Origin of the sequence: Neptuniibacter sp. UBA6509 (assembly GCA_002435145.1) — a bacterium.
Taxonomy (GTDB): domain Bacteria; phylum Pseudomonadota; class Gammaproteobacteria; order Pseudomonadales; family Balneatricaceae; genus Neptuniibacter.
Genome location: DJLT01000123.1, coordinates 1 through 24799, shown reverse-complemented (window position 1 = coordinate 24799; position 24799 = coordinate 1). Strand labels below are relative to the sequence as shown.

Genomic DNA, 24799 nt, shown 5'->3' with positions numbered 1-24799 from the left:
AGTCGTAATTACAACTCACCTTTCTGCAATTTCTCTTGCAAAGCAGCGTCTTTAGCAACAACAGAAGCAGTATTAGCTAAACGTTCAGCTTTAACACGACCTGCAAGGTCAGTATCGCCAACAGCCATAATCTGTGCAGCAAGGTATGCAGCATTTTTAGCGCCTGCTTTACCGATAGCAACTGTAGCAACAGGGATACCGCCAGGCATCTGAACAGTTGATAACAACGCATCTAAACCATCAAGAGATGAATTAATCGGTACACCGATTACTGGCTTAGTTGTATTAGCAGCAACAGCACCTGCTAAATGCGCAGCCATGCCCGCAGCACAGATAAATGCTACAGCGCCACGCTCATCAGCGTTTTTAACATAGTCGTGAGTCTGTACAGGTGTACGGTGTGCAGAACTTACTTTAATCTCAAACTCAACTTCTAACGAACGCAGAACGTCAACAGCAGCAGTCATCACAGGAAGGTCTGAATCAGACCCCATTAAAATAGCAACAAATGGTTTGCTCATGTCTTTCTCGGATAATTAGTTAGGAGGCTGAACACTAAATGTTCAACGCAACATTTGCAACTGCTGTTCTGTCATAGATATATATGAAAAATCTATAGTTAAGTTTCCTGATATTACTTTTTGAATATAAAACTCAAAACACACCCCGATCAACAACGTATATAGCCCCCATCTCGCTGTTCAAGAACCCCCTTTAACTCCATTTCTACAAGGAGTTGGCTCAACTCTGAGATTTCAAAATCACAACTCAAACTCAATTGATCTATAAAACACACCTCATAACCCATTTGCTTCATAACGAGGATCTCTTTATCGCTGAAGTTAGAAAGGTCATCCTCTTCGCTCTCTTTAGCACTCACAACGCATTCATCATCTAAATAGCTCCCTAACAAAGAGCCTAACTGATCAACAATGTCACTCGCTGTTTCAACAAGTACCGCCCCCTCTTTTATCAAAAGATGACAACCTCTGCTGAGAGGGTTGTTTAACGGACCGGGGAGTGCAAATACTTCCCGACCATGCTCCATCGCCATTCTCGCAGTTATAAGCGAGCCGCTCCTCGGTGCAGCTTCTACCACCAGCACACCCGCACTCATTCCACTGATAATACGATTACGGCGAGGAAAATTAGGCGCTAAAGGGGGGGTTCCCGGGAAGAACTCACTTACCCAAGCGCCACCTTTAGAAAGAATCTCCACGGCCAACGTTTGATTCCGAGTAGGGTAAATACGATCGAGCCCCGTCCCAAAAACAGCCACAGTGGCGCCATCAGCATCAACACACGCTTGGTGTGCGGCGGCATCTACACCCATAGCTAACCCGGAATTAACAGCTAGGCCGCTTTTAGATAGCCCTGAAGAGAAGGCGTACGCATGCTTTAAGCCACTCACAGTAGCACTGCGGCTTCCAACAATAGCAATTTGCGGCAAATTGAGAGCATTCAAATCCCCACGAACAAACAGCAGTGGCGGTGGATCATAGATTTCACGCAGTAACTGAGGGTATGCCTCATGTGTTATCGGAAGAACATAAGCATCATTAGCCAATGCCTGCCATTGAAGTACATTTTCTGTAGCTTGATGAAGTAAACCGCTATCTGAAGCTTGATACTCCTGAAGGGCTATAATAGTTTTCTGTTTTAAATCTAACCGTTGCCACTCGAGAGGGGACGCATTCAGGAGTTTATCAGGCGTCCAGCCCATCTCCCATAAGCGCTTAATCGAAGCCGGCCCAAGACTGGGCAAGGCAGCAACGGCAATCCAGTCCTTTGGATCTACCGTCATTATAAATTCCTTACATTTTAAGGTTGCTTGATCTCATCACCGATAGACACGACATCAGTACTTCGCATAATTAAGCCGTAGCTTACTTTCTCGAAGACTTTAAATACCATCAACTCACCTGAGCGCTCTTTAGGTAGCGTTACAAACTCTTTAGTCACAGGATCCTTGATAATCTCACCACTTCTATAGATGGCAAACACATGTCCTGCTTCTAGACCTTCACGATCACCGCGGTTAATAGCCACCACATTAAATTGACCGCCATCTCTAACACCACCTAAAACAGCGAGAACTTTACCCTCAATTCCTTCAGGTGACGGTTTCGGATGAAATATCGACTGGATACGCACTTCTTCAGTAGGTACTACGCGATCTAACACTCGTACTTCCTTGTTAGATTTAACGATATCCATCGTAACGACATCATCTGTTTGAGCAGCAACATCAGCATCCGCTATCTTCAGCATTTCAAACCCTAAGAACTCTTCAGTATCAGGGTCTTCATATTGATTCGCTGAACGGTATATCCCTTGGCGGCGCTGATCTTCTAACAAAGCACCTCGGGCATAAATGCGATCGCCTGCACCCGCAATAATCCGCTTACTTTTACCGCCCAATACATATGGAGCATCTTTAAGCAGATCTTCCGACATCACGCGGTTGTCATTTAAAAAGCTAATAATGTCTCTTAACGGTATCGCAGGGATAGGCTGAACAAGAGGAGATACACGCGCTTTCGGATAAATGCCGCTATCTCGGCGTAAACCTAAACGAGGCTTACCATTTACCCATGTTAGGTAAATCACATCTCCGGGGTAGATTAGGTGTGGATTATCGACTTGAGGGTTTACTCCCCAAACCTCAGGCCACTTCCATGGACTTTGCAAAAATCGCCCAGAAATATGCCATAAGGTATCTCCCTTAACGACTACATACTCTTCTGGGTAATCATCACGAAGTAATAAATTATCCTTTCGCGTTTCCGCACTTACTTGGGTAAGTGAAAGCATCACAAAAGCCAATAAGCCGCATAACAATTTTTTCATGTCTAGTTCCCTTATTACCCCAAGCTATAAAACTATCAAGCTAACAGGGCAACGACAATACATTGAGCGTTCTAATCAGTATAATAGGTGGAATAATATTTTTCGCTATCGTTCTCGAAATATTATTTCGGCCAATCCGCTGAAAAATCGAGAAAAACAATAGTTTCAGAATATAGGTTTTCTAACGTTATTACGAATTACTAATGGATACCTGAAGGCTGAGGCTTTCTCGATAGCTTAACTAACGGAAGAATGAATACAGATCATGGCAAAATTAACCATCCTTGAATATCCTGATCCGCGCTTGCGCACTATAGCAGAGCCTGTTGAAACGGTTGATGATGCCGTACGCACTGAAATAGATGACATGTTCGAAACTATGTACGCAGCACCCGGTATTGGGTTAGCGGCAACTCAGGTAAATATCCATAAGCGCATCGTCACTATCGATATTTCTGAAGAACAAAATGAGCCTCTTGTGCTTATTAACCCAGAATTTGAAGTGATTGATGACGAAGAGCACAAATATCAGGAAGGATGTTTATCTGTCCCAGGCTTTTATGAAGATGTCAGCCGCCCACAAAAAGTTAAGCTAAAAGCACTAGATTACAATGGTGAAGCCTACGAGCTTATCGCAGACGACCTTCTAGCTGTTTGTATTCAACATGAGTTAGACCATCTAAATGGTAAGCTTTTCGTTGATTACATCTCAATGCTAAAGCGCAACCGCATAAAAAATAAGCTTGAAAAAATTCATAAAATGCAAAAACAAGCTTAACTTCACCTTAGAACTATCCCACAGGCTTGCGAGTTAACCTCGCAAGCCTGTTTTATTTGGAATCTATTATGGCTAACACTCCTCTGCGTATAGTTTTTGCTGGTACCCCTGATTTTGCGGCGTTAAACCTTCAAGCGCTTCTAGACAGCGAACACCAAGTTGTTGCGGTATACACTCAACCGGATAAAAAGGGCAAACGTAAAAACCAGATGGCTCCGCGCCCTGTTAAAGACCTCGCATTGGCCCATGAGATCCCAGTTTTTCAGCCTCACAGCCTAAAAACAGAAGAGGAGCAGCAAGTACTCGCCAACCTCGAAGCGGACATTATGGTTGTGGTTGCTTATGGAATGCTATTACCTAAAGCCATTTTAGATACACCAAAAAATGGCTGTATCAATGTGCATGGTTCGATACTCCCTCGCTGGAGAGGAGCCGCACCCGTTGAGCGCTCAATGCTAGCAGGCGATGCTGAAACCGGTGTCACTATTATGCAGATGGATGAAGGCTTAGACACTGGCGACATGCTTCTTATCGCAAAGACTCCGATTACTGATACAGATACCTCGCTAGCAGTATTTGAACGTCTAAGTGAGCTTGGGACAGCGGCGTTGGTTGATACTTTGGGTCAAATTCAGGCTGCCACCCTTACACCTGAAAAACAAAATAACGACCTAGCAACTTACGCGAAAAAACTTAGTAAAGATGAGGGTGTTATCGACTGGAGCCTTCCGGCTACAGAAATCGACCTGAAAATTCGCACCTTAAGCCCAAGAATCGCCGTTACGTTTAAAATGGGCGAAGATAAAATCAAGCTCTTACAATGCGAATTATTAAATCAGCAAGGCACGCCGGGCGAAATACTTCCCTCTGATAAGAAAAGCATTGTCGTAGCTTGCGGAGAAGGGGCAATCAAACTCAAACAGCTCCAGTTACCGGGTAAGAAACCGATGGATGCAGCGGCGATACTCAATTCAAAACGCGAGCAATTTAGTGCTGGCGTGACATTAGGATAACGGTAATGACTACGAATGTTCGTGCCTTAGCAGCTCTAGTACTGACGCCTTTATTGCAAAATAAAGGATCGCTCAACACTCAATACCCAAGTATTGAGCGCAGCTGTCCGGAAAAAGACCGCGCGCTACTGCGAGAGCTTTGCTACGGCACTATGCGTCATCATCCGCAGCTCAACTGCATTATTAAACTGCTCCAAAACCGAGCCTTTAAATTTAGAGACATCGATATAAAGGCTATTGTTTTAGTTGGAATCTATCAGCTTCAGCATACGCGTATCCCGCCTCATGCAGCCATTAGTGAAAGTGTTGACGCCTGTCGTGAACTCGACAAAGAGTGGGCAGGTAAAGTCGTCAATGCGATTCTGCGTCGTTTTCAACGGGAACAAGAGGAGCTCGAAGAGTCTCTGAGTTCAAATGAGTCTTACCGCTATAATCACCCGGAATGGATGATTGCCAAGCTAAAAAACAATTGGCCCGACCATTGGCAGCAGATCCTAGAATCGAATAATAGCCAAGCCCCTCTAACACTACGCATCAACCAACAACAAACAGAGCGCCCGCGCTACCTTGAACAGCTTGAACCGATTGTTGATTCTGAAGAGACTCTGTATAGCGACCTAGGCATTCGTTTGAGTACCTCTTTGAATGTTGAATCCCTTCCCGGTTATGAGCAAGGCTCATTTAGCGTTCAAGATGAAGCCGCTCAATTTGCAGCTCAACTTTTGGATCTAAAGCCTCAGCAATACGTTCTAGACGCCTGTGCAGCTCCTGGTGGCAAGCTATGCCACATACTTGAAACTGAGCCCTCTTTAAAAGCAGTAGACGCTGTAGAGCTCGAAGAGCGCAGGGCGGGCCGCATTGAAGAAAATCTAGATCGTTTAAATTTAGATGCGAACTTAATTATTGCTGATGCCTCAACTCAGGAGTGGTGGAGTGGGGAACTTTACGATCGCATTCTTTTAGACGCTCCTTGCTCAGCTACCGGCGTTATTAGACGTAACCCAGATATTAAATATCTTCGTCAAGGCGAAGATATTATTGAGATATCTAAACTGCAGTTATCAATACTGGAAAATTGCTGGTCTATGCTCAAACCCGGCGGCAAGATTTTGTACGCTACTTGCTCTATCTTTCCTCAGGAAAATGAACGTTTAATCAAACGTTTTATGGCAAAAGCAGACGATGCAGTACATAGACCCATTGACGCAGAATGGGGCATTAAACGTGAATATGGTCGCCAGCTGTTTCCTCAAGTGAGTGGTCACGACGGTTTCTATTATGCACTGCTTCAAAAACAGAGTAAGCTCGACTAAAACGGAAAAACATATGTTTCTAGCAGCAGTAAAAGGCTGATAATGAAGATTATTATTCTTGGTGCCGGTCAGGTTGGCGGCACATTGGCAGAAAACTTAGCCAGTGAAGATAACGACATCACAATTGTGGACACAGATCCGAGCCGTTTACGTGAGCTTCAGGATCGCCTAGATATTCGCACAATTGAAGGTAAAGCTTCGTATCCTTCTGTACTTGATCAAGCAGGTGCGATTGATGCTGACATGCTTATTGCTGTCACAAACTCAGACGAAGTAAATATGGTTGCCTGTCAAATAGGCCAAACCCTGTTTAATACCCCCACCAAAATAGCTCGTGTTCGCGAGCATGATTACCTTAATAAAAACCAAAAGATATTTGGTGAAAAGGGTCTGCCGATTGATGTACGTATCAGCCCTGAGCTACTTGTTACTAAGCATATTAAACGCCTTATCCAGCATCCTGGTGCACTTCAAGTACTGGATTTTGCCGACGGGAAAGCCCAGCTAGTCGCAGTAAAAGCTTATTACGGCGGCCCACTCGTAGGCAGAGAGATCTCCTATTTACGCGCACATATGCCCGCTGTAGATACACGTGTAGCCGCGATTTTCCGTCAAGGTAGCCCAATTATCCCTAAAGGGGATACGGTCATCGAAGCTGATGACGAAGTTTTCTTCATTGCAGCACGCAAAGATATTATGTCTGTAATGAGTGAGCTGCGACGCTTAGATAACCCCTACAAGCGCATTATCATCGCCGGGGGCGGCAACATTGGTGCTCGCCTAGCAGAATCAATTGAAGACCAGTTCCAGGTCAAGATCATTGAACGCAACATTCGTCGCTGCAACCAACTCGCACGCACACTCGACAACACAATTGTTCTGCAAGGCAGCGCATCAGACAGAGAGTTACTTATAGAAGAAAACATCGAAGATACCGATGTTTTCTGTGCTCTCACTAACGACGATGAAGCCAATATCATGGCTTCCATGCTAGCGAAACGTCAGGGTGCAAGAACGGTTATGACACTGATCAACAACCCTGCCTATGTCGATCTTGTACAGGGCGGGGCGATTGATATCGCCATTTCACCACAGCAAACAACCATCGGCGCACTGCTGACCCATGTACGCCGTGGTGATATCGTAGCAGTACACGCTCTACGTCGCGGGGCCGCAGAGGCGCTCGAAGCCGTTGCACATGGTGATAAATCCTCATCAAAAGTTATTGGCAAAACAATAGAAGAGATCAATCTACCTGCAGGAACGACCATCGGTGCTATCGTTCGTAATGATGAAGTATTGATCGCCCACGATGATGTTATCGTTGAAAGTGGTGACCATGTCATCTTGTTCTTAGTCGATAAGCGTCGAATCAAAGAAGTAGAGCGACTCTTCCAAGTCGGTCTAGCTTTCTTCTAAGCGGTAACGAATCAGATGCATTACAAAGTCATTCTTCGTATTCTTGGCATTCTACTGATGATATTCAGTATTTCGATGCTACCGCCGCTGGCGATATCTTACCTTTACGCAGATGGGGCAGAGCTGGCATTTATTGCGGGTTTCTTAATTACTCTGCTAACCGGCTTCCTAATCTGGATACCGGTATACAGGGTTAAGCAAGATCTGCGCACCCGAGATGGTTTCTTGATAACGGTACTCTTCTGGGCAGTACTCGGCCTTTTCGGAGCTTTTCCATTTATGCTCACCGAGTTCCCACACCTAACCTTTGTGGATGCCGTATTTGAATCTCTGTCAGGATTAACCACCACAGGCGCCACAGTTATCACAGGGATCGACTACCTCCCTAAATCCATACTCTTCTATCGCCAACAACTCCAATGGTTAGGGGGCATGGGTATTATCGTACTAGCTGTGGCTATTTTACCGATGCTTGGCATTGGTGGTATGCAGCTTTACCGTGCGGAGACACCGGGCCCCGTTAAAGACTCTAAACTTACGCCACGTATTACAGAAACCGCAAAAGCGCTTTGGTATATCTATCTATCGCTCACGATCGCTTGCGCCTTAGGTTATTGGCTGGCGGGTATGGATCTGTTTGATGCGGTCAGCCATAGCTTCTCCACGGTCGCTATTGGTGGTTTTTCTACTCATGACGCAAGTATTGGCTATTTTGATTCAGTTGCCATTGAGCTGATTTGTATCTTCTTTATGACAATTTCAGCGGTCAATTTTGGATTGCATTTTCTTGCTTGGCGCCAGCGCTCAATCTTTCATTACATGAAAGACCCTGAATTCAAATTTTACCTGACAACTCTCGGGGGCATCATCCTTATCGCGCTAACCGCTTTAGTGGTTACCGAAACCTATGCGCCTATAGAATCATTACGTAAAGCCTCTTTCATGGTGGTTTCCATTGCGACGACTACAGGCTTTGCCACCGCGGACTTTGCTCACTGGCCGGTTATGTTGCCATTTTTGCTATTCGTAGCGGCCTTTGCTGGGGGCTGTGCAGGCTCGACAGGGGGTGGCATGAAGGTGATACGTGTTCTGCTCATTCTTAAGCAGGGCTACCGAGAGATACAACGTCTGGTACATCCTAATGCGATCATTCCCGTTAAGCTCGGCAAAAAACCGATCTCTGATAAAGTCCTAGAAGCTGTATGGGGTTTTTTCTCGGTCTACATGATCGTCTTCGTGATTATGCTGATTTTGCTATTAGCGACAGGCCTAGATCAGGTCACTGCATGGTCAGCAGTAGGCGCAGCACTTAACAATTTAGGTCCAGGCCTAGGTGAAGTATCAGCCCACTACGGCGATCTGAATGAGCCTGCAAAATGGGTTCTTTGTTTTGCCATGCTACTTGGTCGCTTAGAAGTATTTACACTACTCGTACTTTTCACTCCTATATTTTGGAAGCGATAAAGCACGGTAAATTAATAAACAGATCCATAATTTATTTATGGATAGAACCACAAAGTTGAGACTTTAATCATGCGTTATACTGTATACCTATCTGGCGAGATTCATTCTGACTGGCGCGATAAGATCAAAAAAGCGATCAATCAAAACGGTCTACCTATTGATGTACTTACACCTAACACAGACCATGATTCAAGCGATGGTTGCGCCACAACTATTCTTGGCCCGGAAGAGAAAAACTTCTGGACTGATCACAAGTCCGCAAAGATGAATACAATGCGCCACATGACAGCGATCAAACGCGCTGACATTGTTATCGTTCGCTTTGGTGATAAATACCGTCAGTGGAATGCAGCCTTCGATGCGGGCTTTGCCATAGCTAACGGAAAATCATTGATTGTTGAGCATGCACCCGAGCTTACACACCCGCTAAAAGAGATTGACGCTTGCGCTCATGCGGTTGTAGAAAACACTGAACAAGTGATTGAAACACTGAAATACCTCTGCTTAGATTACTAATCTTTGAGCGACAGATTGAGCAGATTCCTCTTCTGCTCAATCTTTTTATTAAAAATCCCGCATTATCCTCTCGTTTGCACCATTCCAAAGACCGATTGATCATTTTTTGTTGTATAATTCCCGGCTAATTTTTTCGGCCAAATTTACAATGGTGAACTCTGTGACTGATAAGGCAACCCCAGACGTAAGCACATTTCAAGGGCTGATCCTTGCACTGCAAGAATACTGGGCAGAGCAGGGTTGTGTACTCGTACAACCGCTTGATATGGAGGTAGGTGCTGGCACCTTCCACCCTGCAACTTTTCTTCGTGCTATTGGACCCGAAACTTGGCGTTCTGCATACGTGCAGCCAAGCCGTCGTCCAACGGATGGCCGTTATGGTGAAAACCCTAACCGTCTGCAGCACTACTACCAATTCCAAGTCGTATTGAAGCCTTCCCCTGATAACATTCAGGAGCTTTACCTAGGTTCTTTAAGCCGCATGGGCGTTGATCTGGGCATTCACGATGTTCGCTTCGTAGAAGACAACTGGGAATCACCGACACTCGGCGCATGGGGTCTAGGCTGGGAAGTTTGGCTAAACGGAATGGAAGTTACTCAGTTTACCTACTTCCAGCAAGCGGGTGGACTGGAATGCTACCCAGTGACCGGCGAGATCACATACGGTCTAGAGCGTATCGCTATGTACCTACAAAACGTAGACAGCGTATATGACCTAGTTTGGGCGAAGAATGAAGACGGTTCCGTTGTAACTTATGGCGATGTTTTCCACCAGAATGAAGTGGAGCAATCCACTTACAACTTCGAACACGCCGATGTAAGCGAACTATTCAAAGCATTTGATCACTGTGAAGCTGAATGCAATAAGCTACTAGAGCTAGAAACACCTCTACCTCTGCCTGCATATGAGCAAGTGTTAAAAGCATCACATACGTTCAACCTTTTAGACGCACGCCATGCGATCTCTGTAACAGAGCGTCAGCGTTTCATTCTACGCGTTAGAACACTGGCACGTGGTGTTGCGCAAGCATATTTCAACACCCGTAAAGAGTTAGGTTTCCCGCTAGCACCTGAAGCACTACGTCAGGAAGTTCTGGCAAACTGCGAGGAGAGCAAGTAATGGCACAACATGATTTTCTTGTAGAGCTAGGTACTGAAGAGCTACCACCTAAAGCCCTTAAAACATTATCGAATGCATTTACTAAAGGCATTACTGCTGGCTTAGCTGAGGCTGGCGTTAGCTTCGGTGAAGTAAAAAGCTATGCATCACCACGCCGCCTTGCTGTACTTATCAGCGGCCTAGATGACAAGCAAGCTGACCGCGAGATCGAAAAACGCGGACCTTCAGTAAAAGCGCCTGAAAAAGCGGTAGAGGGCTTTGCGCGCTCTTGCGGTGTTACAGCTGACCAGCTTGAAAAAATTGAAACCAACAAAGGTGAATACTTCAACTTTAAGGCGACAGAAGAGGGCAAAGCAACAGCATCCTTGCTTCCTGCGCTGGTTGAAACCTCACTAAACAAACTGCCTATTCCAAAGCGCATGCGCTGGGGAGCATCTCGTATTGAGTTCGTTCGTCCTGTGCATTGGCTGGTTATGCTGTTTGGCGATGAAGTTGTTGATTGCGAAATTCTTGGTCTAAAATCAGGCCGAAAAACACGCGGTCACCGCTTCCACTACAACCAAAATATCGAGCTTATTACGCCAGCTGAATACGCAACCAGCTTAGAAAGCCCGGGCATGGTTATCGCAGATTACGAAATTCGTAAAGCGATGATCAATGAACAGGTTCAAGCTGAGGGCAATAAGTTAAATGCAGTAGCGCAAATTGACGAAGATCTACTGGATGAAGTAACCGCTCTAAACGAGTGGCCAGTTGCGCTGACCGGTCGCTTTGAGGAACGTTTCCTTGAAGTACCTGCTCAAGCACTTATCTCTTCAATGAAAGAGCATCAAAAATATTTCCACCATCTAGATGCTAATGGCAACCTCCTACCCAACTTTACGACTATCTGCAATATCGTATCTAACGATCCTCAACAGGTTATCGAAGGTAATGAGAAGGTTATCCGTCCTCGTCTTTCTGATGCTGCGTTCTTCTTTGAGACAGACAAGAAAACCACTCTAGAGTCACGCGTAGAAAAACTTAAGAGCATTGTCTTCCAAAAAGACCTAGGCACCGTTCACGACAAAGCGAGCCGTATCAGCGCACTATCTGGAAAGATCGCAACAGCTCTTGGCGAAGACCAGAGTAAAGCAGAGCGTGCAGGTCTACTTGCTAAAACAGATCTGCTAACTGATATGGTTTATGAGTTCACTGATCTTCAAGGCCTAATGGGTTACCACTATGCGCTGAATGACGGTGAAAACAATGACGTAGCACTGGCTCAAAACGAGCAGTACATGCCACGTTTTGCTGGTGACGAGCTACCACAGAGCGCTCCCGGCATCGCTGTAGCGATTGCAGATCGTCTAGACACCCTAACAGGTCTCTTTGGTATCAATCAGCCTCCTACAGGCTCTAAAGACCCGTTTGCTTTACGCCGAGCTGCTCTAGGTGTGTTACGCATTATTGTTGAACGCAATCTTGATCTTGATCTGCGCGAGCTACTTAAAATAGCAGCTGACAACCACAACTCGTTACCTGCACGTGATGGCTTGGAAGATAAAGTTCTCGACTTTATGCTTGAGCGTTTCCGCGCTTGGTACGAAGATGCAGGCATCAATGCTGAAGTATTCCTTGCAGTACTTGCACTAAAACCAAGCCGCCCGCTTGATTTCGATCGCCGCGTAAAAGCCGTAAATCACTTCCGCTCTTTACCTGAAGCAGAAGCTCTTGCTGCTGCAAACAAGCGTGTATCAAACATCCTTAGTAAGCAGGGCGTAACAGGTACAGCAGAAGTCGATACAGCACTTCTTACCGAAGCAGCTGAGAAGGCACTCGCAGCAGAAATTGAAGCTCAGAAGGCGTCTCTTGCACCTTTATTCGCAGAAGGTAAATACCAAGACTCACTGGAATCTCTATCAAGCCTTCGCGTTTCAGTAGATGCTTTCTTTGAAGACGTAATGGTGATGGCAGATGATGAAGCCGTTAAGAACAACCGACTTGCTCTTCTGAGCCAGCTTCGCGCTCTGTTCCTTGGCGTTGCCGACATCTCAGTCCTTGGCTAGTAGTCTCTTATTGCTTAAAATCAAAACCGGCTTTTATTAGCCGGTTTTTTTTCGCCGCCACAACGCTATAACCAAACTTGTTTCACGTGAAACACAACCAATGAGACGCATGAGATGCCACATAAAGAAACACCTTTAAAGCTAATCATTCTTGATAGGGATGGCGTTATAAATCAAGATTCAGATGAATACGTTAAAAGCGTTGACGAATGGATAGCGCTACCTGGAAGTATTGAAGCTATCGCAATGCTATCAAAAGCCGGATACAAAATTCATGTAGCTACGAATCAATCAGGTTTAGCAAGAGGCTATTTCACAGAGGACACACTAAGCAAAATGCACGACAAAATGCTTAGGCTAGTTAATGAAGCCGGCGGGGAAATACAAAGCATTAAGTTCTGTCCACACGGTCCTGATGACAACTGCAAATGCCGCAAACCAGATGCCGGCATGTTTGAGGAGATCGCCTCAGATCTTAAGTTAGATGATCTTGCAGGGAGCTTCACTGTTGGTGACAGCGGTCGAGACTTAATAGCTGGCAGCAAACTACGCAGCGCACCTGTGCTGGTTAAAACAGGAAAGGGAGAAAGAACAATCGCTAAAGGAGATATGCCAGCTAACACTATTATATTTGATGATCTAATCTCTTTTGCACAACATCTACTTAGCAGCTAAACATGCAACGGCTTCCATACACTGCTCCTAGCAATCATCTAGGCTGAAATAGAGCAGGGTAAACTGGAAGTTGTTTCACGTGAAACATAGAGAATTAGGAATCAATTGCGCCCGATATACGTGGAAACGTAAGCGTATAGTGACAACCATTAGACCACGCGGTTAATTCAATATTGCCGCCCAATGCCTCAGTGACGATATTGAAAACGATGTATAACCCAAGTCCAATCGAGCCAGAGCTTCTGGCCGTGGTAAAAAAAGGGTCGAAAATTTCTGGGGCAATATCAGGATCAAGCCCAGAACCGTTGTCCTTGTAATTAATGACGACATACCCATCTGCAACTGAAACTTGAAGACTGATCGAAGGCGACGGTTGATTACCAAAGGCATGCTGGGAAGAGTTATACATAAGACTAGAAAGGACATTACAAAGCGCGTTCTCGTCTACGACACAATCCAAATAATCAGATTGAACATCCACTGAAATTGATAGAGAAGGGTGATCAAGCTCTTCCTTCATAACAAGACATAACTCCTGAATATAAGAAGAAAGGTTAACTAAATAAGGTTTACCCTTAACAGCAGACACTTGCTTAAACTGAGAGATAAGATAGTTACTTTTCAACAAACTAGAAGAAGCCAAAGTAACCGCCTGCATTATTTCATCAAGCGATTCGAATAATCCCGTTTGGGTTAAATGATCATTTTCAAAGTCATCCTTGAGGATCTTACAGCGCTGCTCGATAGAAGAAACAGTCGTTACAGCGACCCCAAGCGGGGTGTTAAGTTCATGCGCGACCCCCATGACCAGACCTGCCAAAGAAGCCATTTTCTTGGATTCCACAAGCGCTTTCTGGGTTCGCTTTAACTCATTAAGAGAGCAATCTAACTCCTCATTGGATATGGCCAAGCTATCGAGAGCTTCTTTGAGTTCGGCGGTACGTGCCTGCACCTTCTCTTCTAGAACAACGGTTGTCTGGAAGATGGAAAATCACTCGCTTCGCTATTTACACCCAACTCCGCACGATCACACAAGACACGGATGATTTTGTTTAAACGTGCTATTTCAGCCTTATAAGCGGTATCAGTATCACTACTCATCTACAGCACCAATCGCAATCCCCGCACATGTCTGATTAACATGAAGACCGTTAAACTGCTCCCCATAAGTACTAAAGCCGATTGCGTTATGCGATTTGAGAACTTTAGACATATGCTCAAGCTCGCCCATTTCCTGCAACTGTAAACGGCGTAGAATGCAATCAAAGGTAACGGTGCAAGCTAGCCTGCCAATATCTTTAGCGATCTGCGTAAGCGTCCTATCCATGCTTTCAACAAGATCTGTACAAGTGCCAAGTCGCATAACCATGCCCTGGTCGATAGCACAATAAAAAGTCAGGCTGTGATCCGGATTTACGTGTTGGATAGAACGAACATACTGCTCATCGCCCATAACAACTACGACAGGATGAGCGGCAAAAACAGCGGAAGAAAGCTCACCAACAGTATTCAGATTACAGATCCGCGCGTACTCTTCAGCAGCAGGAAAACCATTAATCTCGGTGATAACTCGAAGCTCTGGGATGGCACCAGTAACAACCATCCGCTGCTCATTGGCGAGTACATTTTGAGTCTTGTATAAACGGAACGGCAAGGGGGTTGTTATCAGGACAAGCACTGCACTATCTGTCGCTATATCGCTGTTATGTAATATTGGGCAAGTGTTGAAATAGAGATCATCTCCAGCAGAGCCCCCTACAACCGGAATTCCAGAGATAGCATTACTCACGATACGCGTGAAGGGCTCCTCCCTTCGTGACATTCCATCAATTAATAGAAAACCGAAGGTTGATTCATCTGATTGTATTCCACACTTTAGATTATGTTCACTGTGAAACTTAACGGTCGCATCATGCCAATCAATTACAGAAAGATTCTTAAGATCGTCATAGCGATGAACGCTAATTTGAAAGCTCGTTTTAGAGAAAGCTACAGCTGAAATACTATTCTCAGAATACCCCTTAGCACCTATCTCTCCCGCTGTAGAACAGCCAACAATTTCAGTATTGGGGAAATCGACAAGCAAAGCATCACGCAGAACTTCCAACTCATAAGAAGCCGAATAGAAGACCGATATAAGACTATAGCTATCTAAAGAAAGGTTTTGCTTAAGCTCATTAACCGCAAGCCTTGCGTCAGAGAGCTGAGTAGAAGCAAATTTGATTGCGTCATTCATTACATTGCTAACTCTAAAAAGGTGATAAAAGCTTAGTAGAATTTGACGCTGAATGCCTAGGCTTAGGATTAAAGGTTTAGGATTAAAGATTTAAGGTTTAAGCTCAGAGCGAGAGTAAAGCCTGAAACTTGAATTGTGATTAATTCTGGCAGAAGCCGATTTCTAACAGAGAGGGGAATCGACCTACACACATTAAAGAAGGGGGGACGACTAACATGTGTAGGCAGAAGAGAGATCTCGATTAAGTAGAGATCATCAAGTAGCTACTAGAACGCGTAGCTAAGCGACAACTTCAAGCTGTCGTAATCAACATCATTTGGATTGATTTTACCTGGAACGGCAACCTCAGGCAGAGGCGTGAAATCCACATCATTGATTCGAATGTACTCACCTTTCACAGACCATTGATTATCAACTTGATACTCGAAGCCTGCACCTAAAGAGAGACCCACTTCAGTTGTATCACCACTACGCATAGGCGGAGCAAATGGGTAGCTGTTATGAATATCAAAATCTAATACCGTCGCACCAGCAATACCATAAACAGCAAATTTACTCGTAACATCCACACCGGCCTTAAAGTTAATACCATAGGTGCTTTCTAGATCTAAACGCGTTTGAAGCATGTTATTGATGTTAGTAGTTTCACTGTTTTCGGCATTATAAAAAACTTCCGCCGCAACAAAAGCATCATCAGTGACATGCATTTTATAACCAAGATGCACACCTACAGCCACATCTGTTTCTTCAGCGAAACTCGTAATACTTGGATTGGTGGAACTACCCGTATTCCGCTCAATTTTATGACCAAAGGTCGAGCTCTGGACTTGACCTCCTACATAAAAACCATCTGCAGCAATCGCACTCTGACTTACCGCAACAGATAACAATACAGCTGAAGCAAGCGTGCTCAAATTAGCATTTAACCGTTTCATGGGAACTCCATATATAAAGATGAATGAATTCAGATGGACCCAGTTTAAAAATAATTAACGACTAACAATTCAAACCGAGCTAACAAGAACATCATCTTTCTATCCGTAGTTATCACAGAGAAGCCAAAAACAAAGCCTGCCCGTGATACTTACGTGATAAATCACCAATAGAATTAATTAGCAGATGCATGGTCACACTTAAGACATTGAGATTTAGCCGAACTTAACGACAACCCATTACTGCAGAATAATCATGGAACATAGAAGAATACTGATTGTTGAGGACCAACAAGACATCGCTGATCTACTGACGCTACACCTGACGGATATGGGTGCTGTTATCACTCATTGCACTAATGGAAATGAAGGCATGTCATTAGCACTGTCAAAGACGTGGGATCTCCTAATTTTGGATATTCAGCTACCCGGCGCATCCGGTTTAGATATTTGTAGAAGAGTGCGTAAAGAACAAGCTTACACACCACTCTTACTCTTAACATCACGCTCGAGTGAACTTGATAGAGTCTTAGGCCTGGACCTAGGTGCAGACGACTACATCACAAAACCATTTAGCGTTATGGAACTCATCGCTCGCATAAAGGCGATCTTTCGACGTGCATCAGCAATGGAAAAAACCGAACATCAAACCAGCCGCTTAATAAAAATTGGCCCCTTAATAATCGATGAAGGTCAAAGGCAAGTTACGCTAGGAACTAGACATATTGATCTAACCGCCCGCGAGTTTGATCTACTTAAATATTTTGCGTTACACCCGGGAAGGGTATTTAGCCGCTCGGAGCTTCTTGATCAAGTTTGGGGATATGGACACGACGGATACGAACATACCGTTAATTCGCATATAAACCGCTTAAGAGCAAAGATAGAAACAGACTCGAATAACCCAAAATATATCGTCACACTTTGGGGGGTCGGTTATAAACTCGACACAACGGAGTTGTCAGCATGATGCCGATAAACGATAGAAATAAAGGCAAAGGAAATAAACTAGCGGGGCTTATTAAAAGTACACTCGCCACACGCTTATCTATTGCGCTGATTTTTATTGTCATACTATCAAGTATTGCAACTCTGCTTGCTGGGCAGCATTGGATGGAACGCTATAACGAAGAGGTTGCGCAAAAGCTTAACGCTAGCATCGCCATGTATATCACCAATGAGTATGAGCTGGTAAACAAAGAGGGTGACGCGCCAAACCTTGAAGCCTTAAGGCGACTATCCCACCAAGCGATGATCATAAACCCTATAGCAGAAGTCTATCTGCTCGATACAAAAGGCAATGTAATAGCACACGCTTTACCTGATCCAGTAAAGGCAGCCAAAGTATCACTAGAGCCAATTAAAGCCTTCATAAAGAATCCACAAATACTGCCTATTCACGGAACGGATCCAAGGGACCCAACTAGAAACCAAATATTTTCAGCTGCTGAGATAAGAAACCAGCAAAACCTCCAAGGCTACCTCTACGTCGTTTTGGGTAGCAAACTACACTCCGAGATCAGTAATACAACGAAAGACAGCCAGAGCCGCTCTATGGCCGTTATAAGCATAATCATGATCGGTATTATCGTTACGCTAACAGGTTTAGTGATATTTAGGATGCTTATTAAACCGCTCAGATCGCTTAGCCAGCAGATCCAGACCTTCTCCTGTAATCAACTTAGGTCTGATCAAAAGGGGACACCAACAATTCAGCCTGCCTCCAAGCTCTCTTCTTGCGACGGGATAAGCCATAAAGATGAGATCGAACAGCTCGAAGATGTATTTAATGAGATGTCGAATCAAATAGAGCAGCAATTTAAACTCATAAAAGAGACTGACCATACCAGGCGTGAACTTATTGCTAATATCTCCCACGACCTCCGAACCCCACTATCTTCGGTTCAAGGCTATCTAGAGACACTTATAATCAAAGACAGATCCCTTAATGAAAGTGAGCGCACACTATTTTTAAAGAAAGCAATGAATAGTTCCAATAGGTTATGCCAACTAATAGGAGAATTATTTGAATTATCAAAACTGGACTCACCGTCAGCCGAACCTAACTTCGAATCATTTTCACTAATTGAATTAGCCTATGACACACTACAAGAGTTAGAAATTGATTTAACTAATAAAGGTATAAACTACGAAGTTAGAACAGCATTTAACAACCTTCAGGTCTATGCAGATATCAGTCTCATCCAGCGGGTATTTGAAAACTTAATTCGCAACGCCATAACCTATACACCAGAGAATGGAATCATCATCCTTGATTTTGACACCACATCTGGAAGCGCAATTGACGCCATAAAAATAAGCATTTCCGACAGCGGAGCAGGAATCCATAAACAGGACCTTCCTTACATTTTTGATCGTTTCTACAGAGACCCAAATAACAGCAGAGAAGGTAGGAACTCAACCGGATTAGGTCTAGCAATTGTTAAACGTATTCTTGAACTACATAACAGCCCAATAACTGTAGAGAGCATAATAGACAAAGGAACACGTTTTGAATTTTCACTACCTAATGCTACATAAACGGATAGCTTAACGTTTTTTAGTAAAGCTCTAAGGTATGTTCCACGTGAAACATAGAATCAATTAAAGCAACCTAATAGTTAGGAGAAGTGCTTTGAGTGGTCATAATGAGCAGGTAATAGTGGGAGGTAATAATAGCTACTGAAGCTAACGACTGAAGGGTCTGGACTGTCTATACTGTTCTAAGTAATTTTACGATAACCGCAATTTAAAGAAGTGCATCATTCCCTATGAGAAGAACAATTACACAGATAGGACAGATCGGGGTGTGTCTCGCCGCCACTTCCGTCTCCATCGTACTGTCCGTTTTTATTACGTTCTTTATACTCTGGTTATCAGATGCAGACGATAGCATTACGCAAATAGCACTCATCATCTCTATCATTGCCCCGGGAATAATTGCCCCGCTGGTAACTTGGTTTCTGATCGGGCTTATCATCAAAATTGATGAACTAGAGCAAAAACAAAGGAAGTTAATAACCTATGATGAGTTAACAGGCTTAATAAGCCGAAGAACATTCTTCGAAAAGTTTGATGAGTTAAAAGAGATAACAGAAAAGAATAGAACACACATCACCTTAGCCTATATGGACCTAGATGATTTCAAAAAGATCAATGATGTGTATGGGCACAACGCAGGTGATCAAGCGCTGAAAAGCTTCGCACAAATCCTCAGCAACGCAGCCAGGGCAAACGATATTATCGCGCGAATAGGTGGCGAAGAGTTTGCAATTCTACTTCCTGAAACAAAAATAGAAGATGCTCACATGATTCTTGAGCGTATAAGAAAAACGGTTTCCTCTAAAGAGCTAATTATTGAAGGGAAAAAACTAAGCATCAGTATGAGTACAGGGTTAGCTCACTATCAAGGTGATGCACTCAAAATAGATAAGCTAGTGAGCCAAGCAGACAAAGCGATGTACAAAGCCAAATCAGAAGGGAAGAACTGCATCTCGCTCTATGCGACAAAATAAAATCCCTTTTCAACATTTCCTGCGCGCTCAAATCTATAACTGTGTAGTAATAGTATTCATCTTTCTCCGAATTTATTTCATTAGGATAAAAGAGAACAATACTTAAAAATAAAGACTTATTTATATCAAGCAACACGCGTTGGTTATAGGTCTCTAAATGATAGAACGGGCACACTTAAGAATACTTCGAGAGATTAATCACCAAGGCTCTGTCACCGCAGCAGCAGATAAACTCTGTCTTACACAATCCGCCCTCAGTCACACCATTCGAAAATTAGAAAGCCTAGTGGGTTGCGAACTTTGGGAGAAGAAAGGGCGAAAGATTCACTTCACCCAAGCAGGTAATTTCTTACTTCAAGAAGCAGAACGCATACTGCCGCAACTTGAGCGGGTCGACACAAAACTTAAAGAGTTTGCCAATAATGAACTCGGTACTCTCAACATAGGGATGGAGTGTCATCCCTGTTACCAATGGCTAACTCGTGTGTCAGGCGCTTATCTTGGCCTCCACAAAGGTATCGATCTGGATGTTAAGCAACGTTTCCAATTTGGTGGCATGGCCGCACTTTGTAATCAAGAGATCGACATTCTAGTCACCCCCGATCCGATCTCTATAAAAGCAATCCACTTCGAACCGGTTTTCCCCTATGAACTTATGCTCGTGGTTAGCACGGATAATCCGTTAGCAAACAAAGAGCTTATCCATCCTCACGACCTAAGTGAACAAACCTTAATAACCTACCCAGTAGAACCGGAGCGGTTAGATATATTCCAACAGTTTCTCATACCCGCAAACTGTCGTCCGAAGAAGCATAAAACCCTAGAAACGACCGAGATGATTTTACAAATGGTGGCCGTAGATAGAGGGGTAACCATAATGCCTAACTGGCTCGCCAGCGAGCAGATAGAAACCTTACCGATCAAACAGATTAGATTAGGAAATGAGGGGATACATAAAAAAATACATCTAGGTATCCGTTCATGCGATAGCGAGAAAGGGCATATTCAAGCTTTTATCGATTTAGCAAAACAGCAAATAAGCTATAAATTCTAAGATCAAAACTAAAAGCTAAGCTCTAAGCTAAACCAAACAATAGAGAATAAGTTCATAACGTCAGAAGAAGCAAAACAAGCGACCAACTAAGAAGGCACATTGCTTTCCCTTTGCAATGAATTCCCATCAGGTGTGTTCTGTATTAGTAGAATAAAAGTAGCATTTAGACCTTTAATATAAGCAACATCATATACAAATCGTTACAGAACATGCTTAATGATGATGGCCTGCAAACTGGCCCATCACATAAGAATTAGAAAGATAAGAGTTTATGATTGATTCGATAAAAAACGTCGCTATTACAGGCGGAACACATGGGAATGAGTTAACAGGGGTTCACCTTGTTAAGCATTGGTCAAAAAGCCCAGAAGAAGTTAACCGTGCAAGCTTTGCAACAGAACTTCACTTAGCTAACCCTAAAGCGAATGCAGAGGTTCGTCGCTATATTGACCAAGATCTAAATCGACAATTTAATCTTAAAGATCTGAATAACCCAAATCTAGAAGGTTACGAGCAGCAGCAAGCCAAAACATTGAATGCCTTGCTTGGGCCGAAAGAGGAGCCCAGAGTCGATTTTATTCTTGATCTACATACGACGACGGCAAACATGGGGATGTCCCTAATCATCAACACAGATGATCCCCTTGTGGTTGGAATGGCTTTCTATATAAAACAGAAGATGCCAGAGGCAACTCTATTTTTTAATCCGAGTGATCGTATTAATGATAACTTTCTAACATCGCTAGGGCGCTTAAACGGTTTTCTGATTGAGGTAGGACCGATCGCTCAAGGCTTACTAAATTATCAGGTCTACAAAGATACTCATACAGCCGTTATGCATGCGCTGGATTACCTTGAGCAAAGAAATACAGGGCAGCTGATTGATTTACCGACCCAGATGGATGGGTATCAATTTATTGAGAAAATCTCTTTGCCGGAAGACTCAGAAGGTGAGATTACAGCGATGATTCACCCGAACCTTCAGAATAAAGATTATCAGGAGATCAAACCGGGTGATCCGTTATTTATGACGCTAGGTGGAGAGACCATTGTTTATGAAGGTAACTCAACGGTGTATGGCGCATTTATCAATGAAGCCGCTTATTATGATCAGCATGTGGGCCTAAGCTTTATGGAGAAAATTAATATAAAACTCACTGACGAATCATAGCCAGCAAAAATAACCAGTGAACATATCCAATAGCAGTAACCCGTGACAATAAGTAAGCCACAAACAAAAGCCCCTGCATCACTGCAAGGGCTTTTTAGTTGATAAACCTTCCACTTAACGTTTCACTAAACCCTTCACTGACATTTCCGCCTAAGCGCTTCTGCAAAATACTAAACCGAAAGCTCCCTTCGAACGATCTCTGCGCCAGCCTGCAAAGCATTTAACTTACCCCGTGCGACTTCACGAGACAGGGGAGCCATTCCACAGTTAGTACAAGGGTATAGTTTATCCGCATCGACATACTTAAGTGCTTTACGTAGAGTCGAAGCGACTTCCTCTGGCGTTTCAACCCAATCCGTCGCGACATCAATAGCACCCACCATCACTTTTTTACCACGGATAAGCTCAAGTAACTCGATGGGTACATGAGAGTTATGACACTCAAGTGAGATTATATCGATGCCAGATTTTTGCAGCTGAGGAAAAATCGCTTCATATTGACGCCATTCTGAACCTAGGTTCTTTTTCCAATCGGTATTCGCTTTAATCCCATAGCCATAACAAATATGCACAGCGGTTTCACACTTAAGACCTTCAATCGCTCTTTCTAAGCAGGCGATGCCCCACTCATTTACCTCTTCAAAAAAGACATTAAACGCAGGCTCATCAAATTGAATAATATCTACACCCGCCGCTTCAAGCTCTTTAGCTTCTTCGTTTAACGCTTTGGCGAACTCCCAGGCCAGTTCCTTACGGCTTTTATAATAATCATCGTAGAGCGTATCAACCATTGTCATAGGGCCGGGTAGCGCCCACTTAATGGTTTGATCCGTTTGTTGGCGTAAGAACTTTGCATCCTCAACAAACACCGGCTGATTGCGGCTGATAGGGCCAAATACAGTAGGTACACTGGCATCATAGCGATCACGAATTCTAACAGTTCTACGCTTTTCAATATCCACACCATTAAGATGCTCAATAAAGGTTGTCACAAAATGCTGCCGTGATTGTTCCCCGTCACTGACAATATCAATACCCGCCCGTTGTTGCTCCTGCAGCGACACTCGCAAAGCATCTTGCTTACCTTCAATTAACTGATCATCTCGCAATGTCCAAGGGGACCAAAGCGTCTCAGGTTCTGCGAGCCAAGCAGGTTTTGGCAAGCTGCCTGCGGTTGAAGTCGGTAATAGCGTTTTCATAATGAATACTTTAAAAGCCTCGTAGGTTATTAAGCGTAATTAGCAGACCACTGCTCAAGGAGTGCTTGGTAAGGTTTGATGAAATGCTCCTCAGCAAATTTTCCCTGCTTAATAGCAAGCGCGCTTCGTTCTTCTCGGTCATAAACTATTTGAGTTAAGGAATGGTCCACGTTTCTCAAGTTCGGCTGATAACACTTACCCGCGGCAGCATTAGCGTTATAAATTTCAGGCCTATATATTTTTTGGAACGTCTCCATCGTGCTGATGGTGCTTATCAGTTCCAGGTTCGTGTAATCATTAAGCAGATCGCCAAAGAAGTAGAAAGCCAAAGGCGCAGCGCTATTGGCTGGCATGAAATAGCGAACCTGCAGACCCATTTTTTTAAAGTACTGCTCAGTCAAAGAGGACTCATTTGGCTGGTACTCATAACCCAAAACAGGGTGGTGGTTCTCTGTCTGCTGATAAATCTTGCTGTCCGAAACACTCAGACAGATAACCGGCAGCTTTTTGAAGCTCTTTTTGTAAGCGTGTGAATTTACGAAAGACTTAAACAACTTCCCATGAAGATCGCCAAAACCATCTGGAATACTAAACGTTGGCTGATCCTTATTATGATCCAGCAGCAATACGCTAAAGTCATAATCCCTCACGTATGAAGAGAAATTATTGCCAACAATTCCTTCAACGCTTTCGTTAGTTCTATGATCCAGAATATTAGTTTTCAATATCTCAATTGTTGGAAAAGCAGAACCACTGCCTTCAACATCCATATCAACGGAGATAATTTCTAGCTCAACAGAGTAACGATCACCATTAGGGTTATCCCAATGTGCTAATGCATTGAAACGATTATCGATCATCATCAAAGCGCTACGTAAGTTCTGTTCACGACTTTCACCTCTCGCCAAATTAGCAAAGTTCGTCGTAATACGTGTATTGTCTGAAGGCTGATAATGTTCATCGAAGCCAACGCTATTAATCGAAAAAATAAAATCGTTACTCATTTTGATCTGTTATCCATGTTTTCCGAGATAAACCCAATATTGGTTCCGCACTCTCTAAGGCTTGGAACAGAGTAGGTTTATAACGACATGAATAAAAATGGTTAAATTTCATTGGTCCATGAACAGACGTAATCAATTGGAAGGGCGTAGGTTTGATTACACCTTGTAGAGGGTAAAAAGAAAGTGCGTTGGGTAGGGCGTAATAACTTATGCCTAAAGAAGGAAGCTATTAAAAAATGAAAGAAAAGGGCGATTTGACCAACATATGGAAGAAATTCGACCTCACCAGATCCCGCCTAAGCGATTTTAATCGATTAGACAAGTCATTGCCTCAGATAAAAAATCTCTCGCCACAATATAGTACAGGCCAATAAAAGCCACATTAGAGGATGAAACTTAATATCAGAGCTCTAAATGTCCGTTGAGAGGTGAAAAGAATGAAGAAGCAGTCAGGTAGTGACGACTGCAATGTGCCCAGGCCGTGTGAAAAGT

Annotated in this window: 23 protein-coding genes; 14 read left to right on the top strand and 9 right to left on the bottom strand. The window is 43.8% G+C overall.

All coding sequences use genetic code 11. From position 1 onward, the window contains the following. Positions 1–8 precede the first annotated feature (8 nt). The 3 genes from purE to B4K11_RS16885 form a co-directional block, all read right to left on the bottom strand. The gene (gene purE / locus B4K11_RS16895) at positions 9–521 is read right to left on the bottom strand and encodes a 5-(carboxyamino)imidazole ribonucleotide mutase (RefSeq protein ID WP_292953997.1); all 513 of its coding nucleotides are present in this window, start codon (positions 519–521) and stop codon (positions 9–11) included. Positions 522–670: 149 nt separating this feature from the next. After that, positions 671–1804: a DNA-processing protein DprA gene (gene dprA, locus B4K11_RS16890; RefSeq protein WP_292954000.1), complete on the bottom strand. Its 1134-nt coding sequence runs from the start codon at positions 1802–1804 to the stop codon at positions 671–673. Between the two features lie 17 nt (positions 1805–1821). Next, positions 1822–2850, bottom strand: a complete 1029-nt coding sequence (locus tag B4K11_RS16885; protein ID WP_292954003.1) for a LysM peptidoglycan-binding domain-containing protein — start codon at positions 2848–2850, stop codon at positions 1822–1824. A gap of 265 nt (positions 2851–3115) precedes the next feature. On the opposite strand from B4K11_RS16885, the gene def reads away from it, so the two are divergent. The 9 genes from def to gmhB all read left to right on the top strand — a co-directional run bounded on the left by def (position 3116) and on the right by gmhB (position 13196). Beyond that, positions 3116–3628 (top strand): peptide deformylase, encoded by a 513-nt coding sequence (def, locus tag B4K11_RS16880; protein ID WP_292954006.1) that lies wholly within the window; start codon positions 3116–3118, stop codon positions 3626–3628. Between the two features lie 68 nt (positions 3629–3696). Beyond that, a complete protein-coding gene (gene fmt / locus B4K11_RS16875) occupies positions 3697–4641 on the top strand; it encodes a methionyl-tRNA formyltransferase (protein ID WP_292954009.1) in 945 nt (314 codons plus the stop codon). 5 nt (positions 4642–4646) lie between these two features. After that, positions 4647–5954 (top strand): 16S rRNA (cytosine(967)-C(5))-methyltransferase RsmB, encoded by a 1308-nt coding sequence (rsmB, locus tag B4K11_RS16870; RefSeq protein ID WP_292954012.1) that lies wholly within the window; start codon positions 4647–4649, stop codon positions 5952–5954. A 42-nt stretch (positions 5955–5996) separates the two neighbouring features. Next, on the top strand, positions 5997–7373 hold the full coding sequence (gene trkA, locus B4K11_RS16865; RefSeq protein ID WP_292954015.1) for a Trk system potassium transporter TrkA: 1377 nt from the start codon (positions 5997–5999) through the stop codon (positions 7371–7373). Positions 7374–7388: 15 nt separating this feature from the next. Next, positions 7389–8837 carry a TrkH family potassium uptake protein gene (locus B4K11_RS16860; RefSeq protein ID WP_292954018.1) on the top strand — a complete coding sequence of 483 codons (1449 nt, stop codon included), beginning with the start codon at positions 7389–7391 and terminating at the stop codon, positions 8835–8837. 69 nt (positions 8838–8906) lie between these two features. Continuing rightward, entirely contained in the window at positions 8907–9353 is a 447-nt protein-coding gene (locus tag B4K11_RS16855; RefSeq protein WP_292954021.1) for a YtoQ family protein, read from the top strand. Between the two features lie 148 nt (positions 9354–9501). Then, a complete protein-coding gene (gene glyQ / locus B4K11_RS16850) occupies positions 9502–10473 on the top strand; it encodes a glycine--tRNA ligase subunit alpha (RefSeq protein WP_292954024.1) in 972 nt (323 codons plus the stop codon). After that, on the top strand, positions 10473–12521 hold the full coding sequence (glyS, locus tag B4K11_RS16845) for a glycine--tRNA ligase subunit beta (protein ID WP_292954027.1): 2049 nt from the start codon (positions 10473–10475) through the stop codon (positions 12519–12521). The genes glyQ and glyS overlap by 1 nt, the downstream gene beginning before the upstream one ends. A gap of 114 nt (positions 12522–12635) precedes the next feature. Continuing rightward, a complete protein-coding gene (gene gmhB / locus B4K11_RS16840) occupies positions 12636–13196 on the top strand; it encodes a D-glycero-beta-D-manno-heptose 1,7-bisphosphate 7-phosphatase (protein ID WP_292954030.1) in 561 nt (186 codons plus the stop codon). 94 nt (positions 13197–13290) lie between these two features. On the opposite strand, the gene B4K11_RS16835 is transcribed toward gmhB, so the two are convergent. From B4K11_RS16835 to B4K11_RS16820, 4 genes are all read right to left on the bottom strand, one after another. Continuing rightward, positions 13291–14148 carry a sensor histidine kinase gene (locus tag B4K11_RS16835; protein ID WP_292954033.1) on the bottom strand — a complete coding sequence of 286 codons (858 nt, stop codon included), beginning with the start codon at positions 14146–14148 and terminating at the stop codon, positions 13291–13293. 8 nt (positions 14149–14156) lie between these two features. Beyond that, the gene (locus tag B4K11_RS16830; protein ID WP_292954036.1) at positions 14157–14297 is read right to left on the bottom strand and encodes a hypothetical protein; all 141 of its coding nucleotides are present in this window, start codon (positions 14295–14297) and stop codon (positions 14157–14159) included. Continuing rightward, the gene (locus B4K11_RS16825; RefSeq protein WP_292954038.1) at positions 14290–15432 is read right to left on the bottom strand and encodes an FIST N-terminal domain-containing protein; all 1143 of its coding nucleotides are present in this window, start codon (positions 15430–15432) and stop codon (positions 14290–14292) included. The genes B4K11_RS16830 and B4K11_RS16825 overlap by 8 nt, the downstream gene beginning before the upstream one ends. 266 nt (positions 15433–15698) lie before the next feature. Further along, positions 15699–16367, bottom strand: coding sequence for an outer membrane protein (locus tag B4K11_RS16820; RefSeq protein WP_292954041.1), 669 nt, complete (start codon positions 16365–16367; stop codon positions 15699–15701). A 253-nt stretch (positions 16368–16620) separates the two neighbouring features. Between B4K11_RS16820 and B4K11_RS16815 the strand changes: the two genes are divergently transcribed. The 5 genes from B4K11_RS16815 (at position 16621) to B4K11_RS16795 (ending at position 22104) form a co-directional block, all read left to right on the top strand. Further along, positions 16621–17334, top strand: coding sequence for a response regulator transcription factor (locus tag B4K11_RS16815; protein WP_292954044.1), 714 nt, complete (start codon positions 16621–16623; stop codon positions 17332–17334). Then, positions 17331–18905: a sensor histidine kinase gene (locus B4K11_RS16810; RefSeq protein WP_292954047.1), complete on the top strand. Its 1575-nt coding sequence runs from the start codon at positions 17331–17333 to the stop codon at positions 18903–18905. The genes B4K11_RS16815 and B4K11_RS16810 overlap by 4 nt, the downstream gene beginning before the upstream one ends. 230 nt (positions 18906–19135) lie before the next feature. After that, entirely contained in the window at positions 19136–19879 is a 744-nt protein-coding gene (locus B4K11_RS16805) for a GGDEF domain-containing protein (protein WP_292954050.1), read from the top strand. A gap of 157 nt (positions 19880–20036) precedes the next feature. Then, complete coding sequence (locus B4K11_RS16800) at positions 20037–20933, top strand: LysR family transcriptional regulator (protein WP_292954053.1); 897 nt, start codon at positions 20037–20039, stop codon at positions 20931–20933. Positions 20934–21204: 271 nt separating this feature from the next. Then, on the top strand, positions 21205–22104 hold the full coding sequence (locus tag B4K11_RS16795) for an aspartoacylase (RefSeq protein ID WP_292954056.1): 900 nt from the start codon (positions 21205–21207) through the stop codon (positions 22102–22104). A gap of 170 nt (positions 22105–22274) precedes the next feature. Here the strand turns inward: B4K11_RS16795 and B4K11_RS16790 are convergent, their stop codons facing one another. Together B4K11_RS16790 and B4K11_RS16785 are read right to left on the bottom strand one after the other, a co-directional pair. Further along, the gene (locus B4K11_RS16790) at positions 22275–23303 is read right to left on the bottom strand and encodes a methionine synthase (protein WP_292954059.1); all 1029 of its coding nucleotides are present in this window, start codon (positions 23301–23303) and stop codon (positions 22275–22277) included. 29 nt (positions 23304–23332) lie between these two features. Further along, on the bottom strand, positions 23333–24307 hold the full coding sequence (locus B4K11_RS16785; RefSeq protein ID WP_292959466.1) for a DUF1852 domain-containing protein: 975 nt from the start codon (positions 24305–24307) through the stop codon (positions 23333–23335). Between the last annotated feature and the right edge of the window lie 492 nt (positions 24308–24799).

Bases quoted from the DNA above. Each gene is read 5' to 3' on its own strand.
- B4K11_RS16790 (WP_292954059.1), bottom strand. From the start codon at position 23,303: ATGAAAACGCTATTACCGACTTCAACCGCAGGCAGCTTGCCAAAACCT.
- B4K11_RS16805 (WP_292954050.1), top strand. From the start codon at position 19,136: ATGAGAAGAACAATTACACAGATAGGACAGATCGGGGTGTGTCTCGCC.
- B4K11_RS16800 (WP_292954053.1), top strand. From the start codon at position 20,037: ATGATAGAACGGGCACACTTAAGAATACTTCGAGAGATTAATCACCAA.
- B4K11_RS16830 (WP_292954036.1), bottom strand. From the start codon at position 14,297: ATGAGTAGTGATACTGATACCGCTTATAAGGCTGAAATAGCACGTTTA.
- B4K11_RS16795 (WP_292954056.1), top strand. From the start codon at position 21,205: ATGATTGATTCGATAAAAAACGTCGCTATTACAGGCGGAACACATGGG.
- B4K11_RS16855 (WP_292954021.1), top strand. From the start codon at position 8,907: ATGCGTTATACTGTATACCTATCTGGCGAGATTCATTCTGACTGGCGC.
- B4K11_RS16785 (WP_292959466.1), bottom strand. From the start codon at position 24,307: ATGAGTAACGATTTTATTTTTTCGATTAATAGCGTTGGCTTCGATGAA.
- B4K11_RS16820 (WP_292954041.1), bottom strand. From the start codon at position 16,367: ATGAAACGGTTAAATGCTAATTTGAGCACGCTTGCTTCAGCTGTATTG.
- B4K11_RS16860 (WP_292954018.1), top strand. From the start codon at position 7,389: ATGCATTACAAAGTCATTCTTCGTATTCTTGGCATTCTACTGATGATA.
- fmt (WP_292954009.1), top strand. From the start codon at position 3,697: ATGGCTAACACTCCTCTGCGTATAGTTTTTGCTGGTACCCCTGATTTT.
- purE (WP_292953997.1), bottom strand. From the start codon at position 521: ATGAGCAAACCATTTGTTGCTATTTTAATGGGGTCTGATTCAGACCTT.
- B4K11_RS16885 (WP_292954003.1), bottom strand. From the start codon at position 2,850: ATGAAAAAATTGTTATGCGGCTTATTGGCTTTTGTGATGCTTTCACTT.
- trkA (WP_292954015.1), top strand. From the start codon at position 5,997: ATGAAGATTATTATTCTTGGTGCCGGTCAGGTTGGCGGCACATTGGCA.
- B4K11_RS16815 (WP_292954044.1), top strand. From the start codon at position 16,621: ATGGAACATAGAAGAATACTGATTGTTGAGGACCAACAAGACATCGCT.
- dprA (WP_292954000.1), bottom strand. From the start codon at position 1,804: ATGACGGTAGATCCAAAGGACTGGATTGCCGTTGCTGCCTTGCCCAGT.
- glyQ (WP_292954024.1), top strand. From the start codon at position 9,502: ATGGTGAACTCTGTGACTGATAAGGCAACCCCAGACGTAAGCACATTT.
- rsmB (WP_292954012.1), top strand. From the start codon at position 4,647: ATGACTACGAATGTTCGTGCCTTAGCAGCTCTAGTACTGACGCCTTTA.
- B4K11_RS16810 (WP_292954047.1), top strand. From the start codon at position 17,331: ATGATGCCGATAAACGATAGAAATAAAGGCAAAGGAAATAAACTAGCG.
- def (WP_292954006.1), top strand. From the start codon at position 3,116: ATGGCAAAATTAACCATCCTTGAATATCCTGATCCGCGCTTGCGCACT.
- gmhB (WP_292954030.1), top strand. From the start codon at position 12,636: ATGCCACATAAAGAAACACCTTTAAAGCTAATCATTCTTGATAGGGAT.
- glyS (WP_292954027.1), top strand. From the start codon at position 10,473: ATGGCACAACATGATTTTCTTGTAGAGCTAGGTACTGAAGAGCTACCA.
- B4K11_RS16825 (WP_292954038.1), bottom strand. From the start codon at position 15,432: ATGAATGACGCAATCAAATTTGCTTCTACTCAGCTCTCTGACGCAAGG.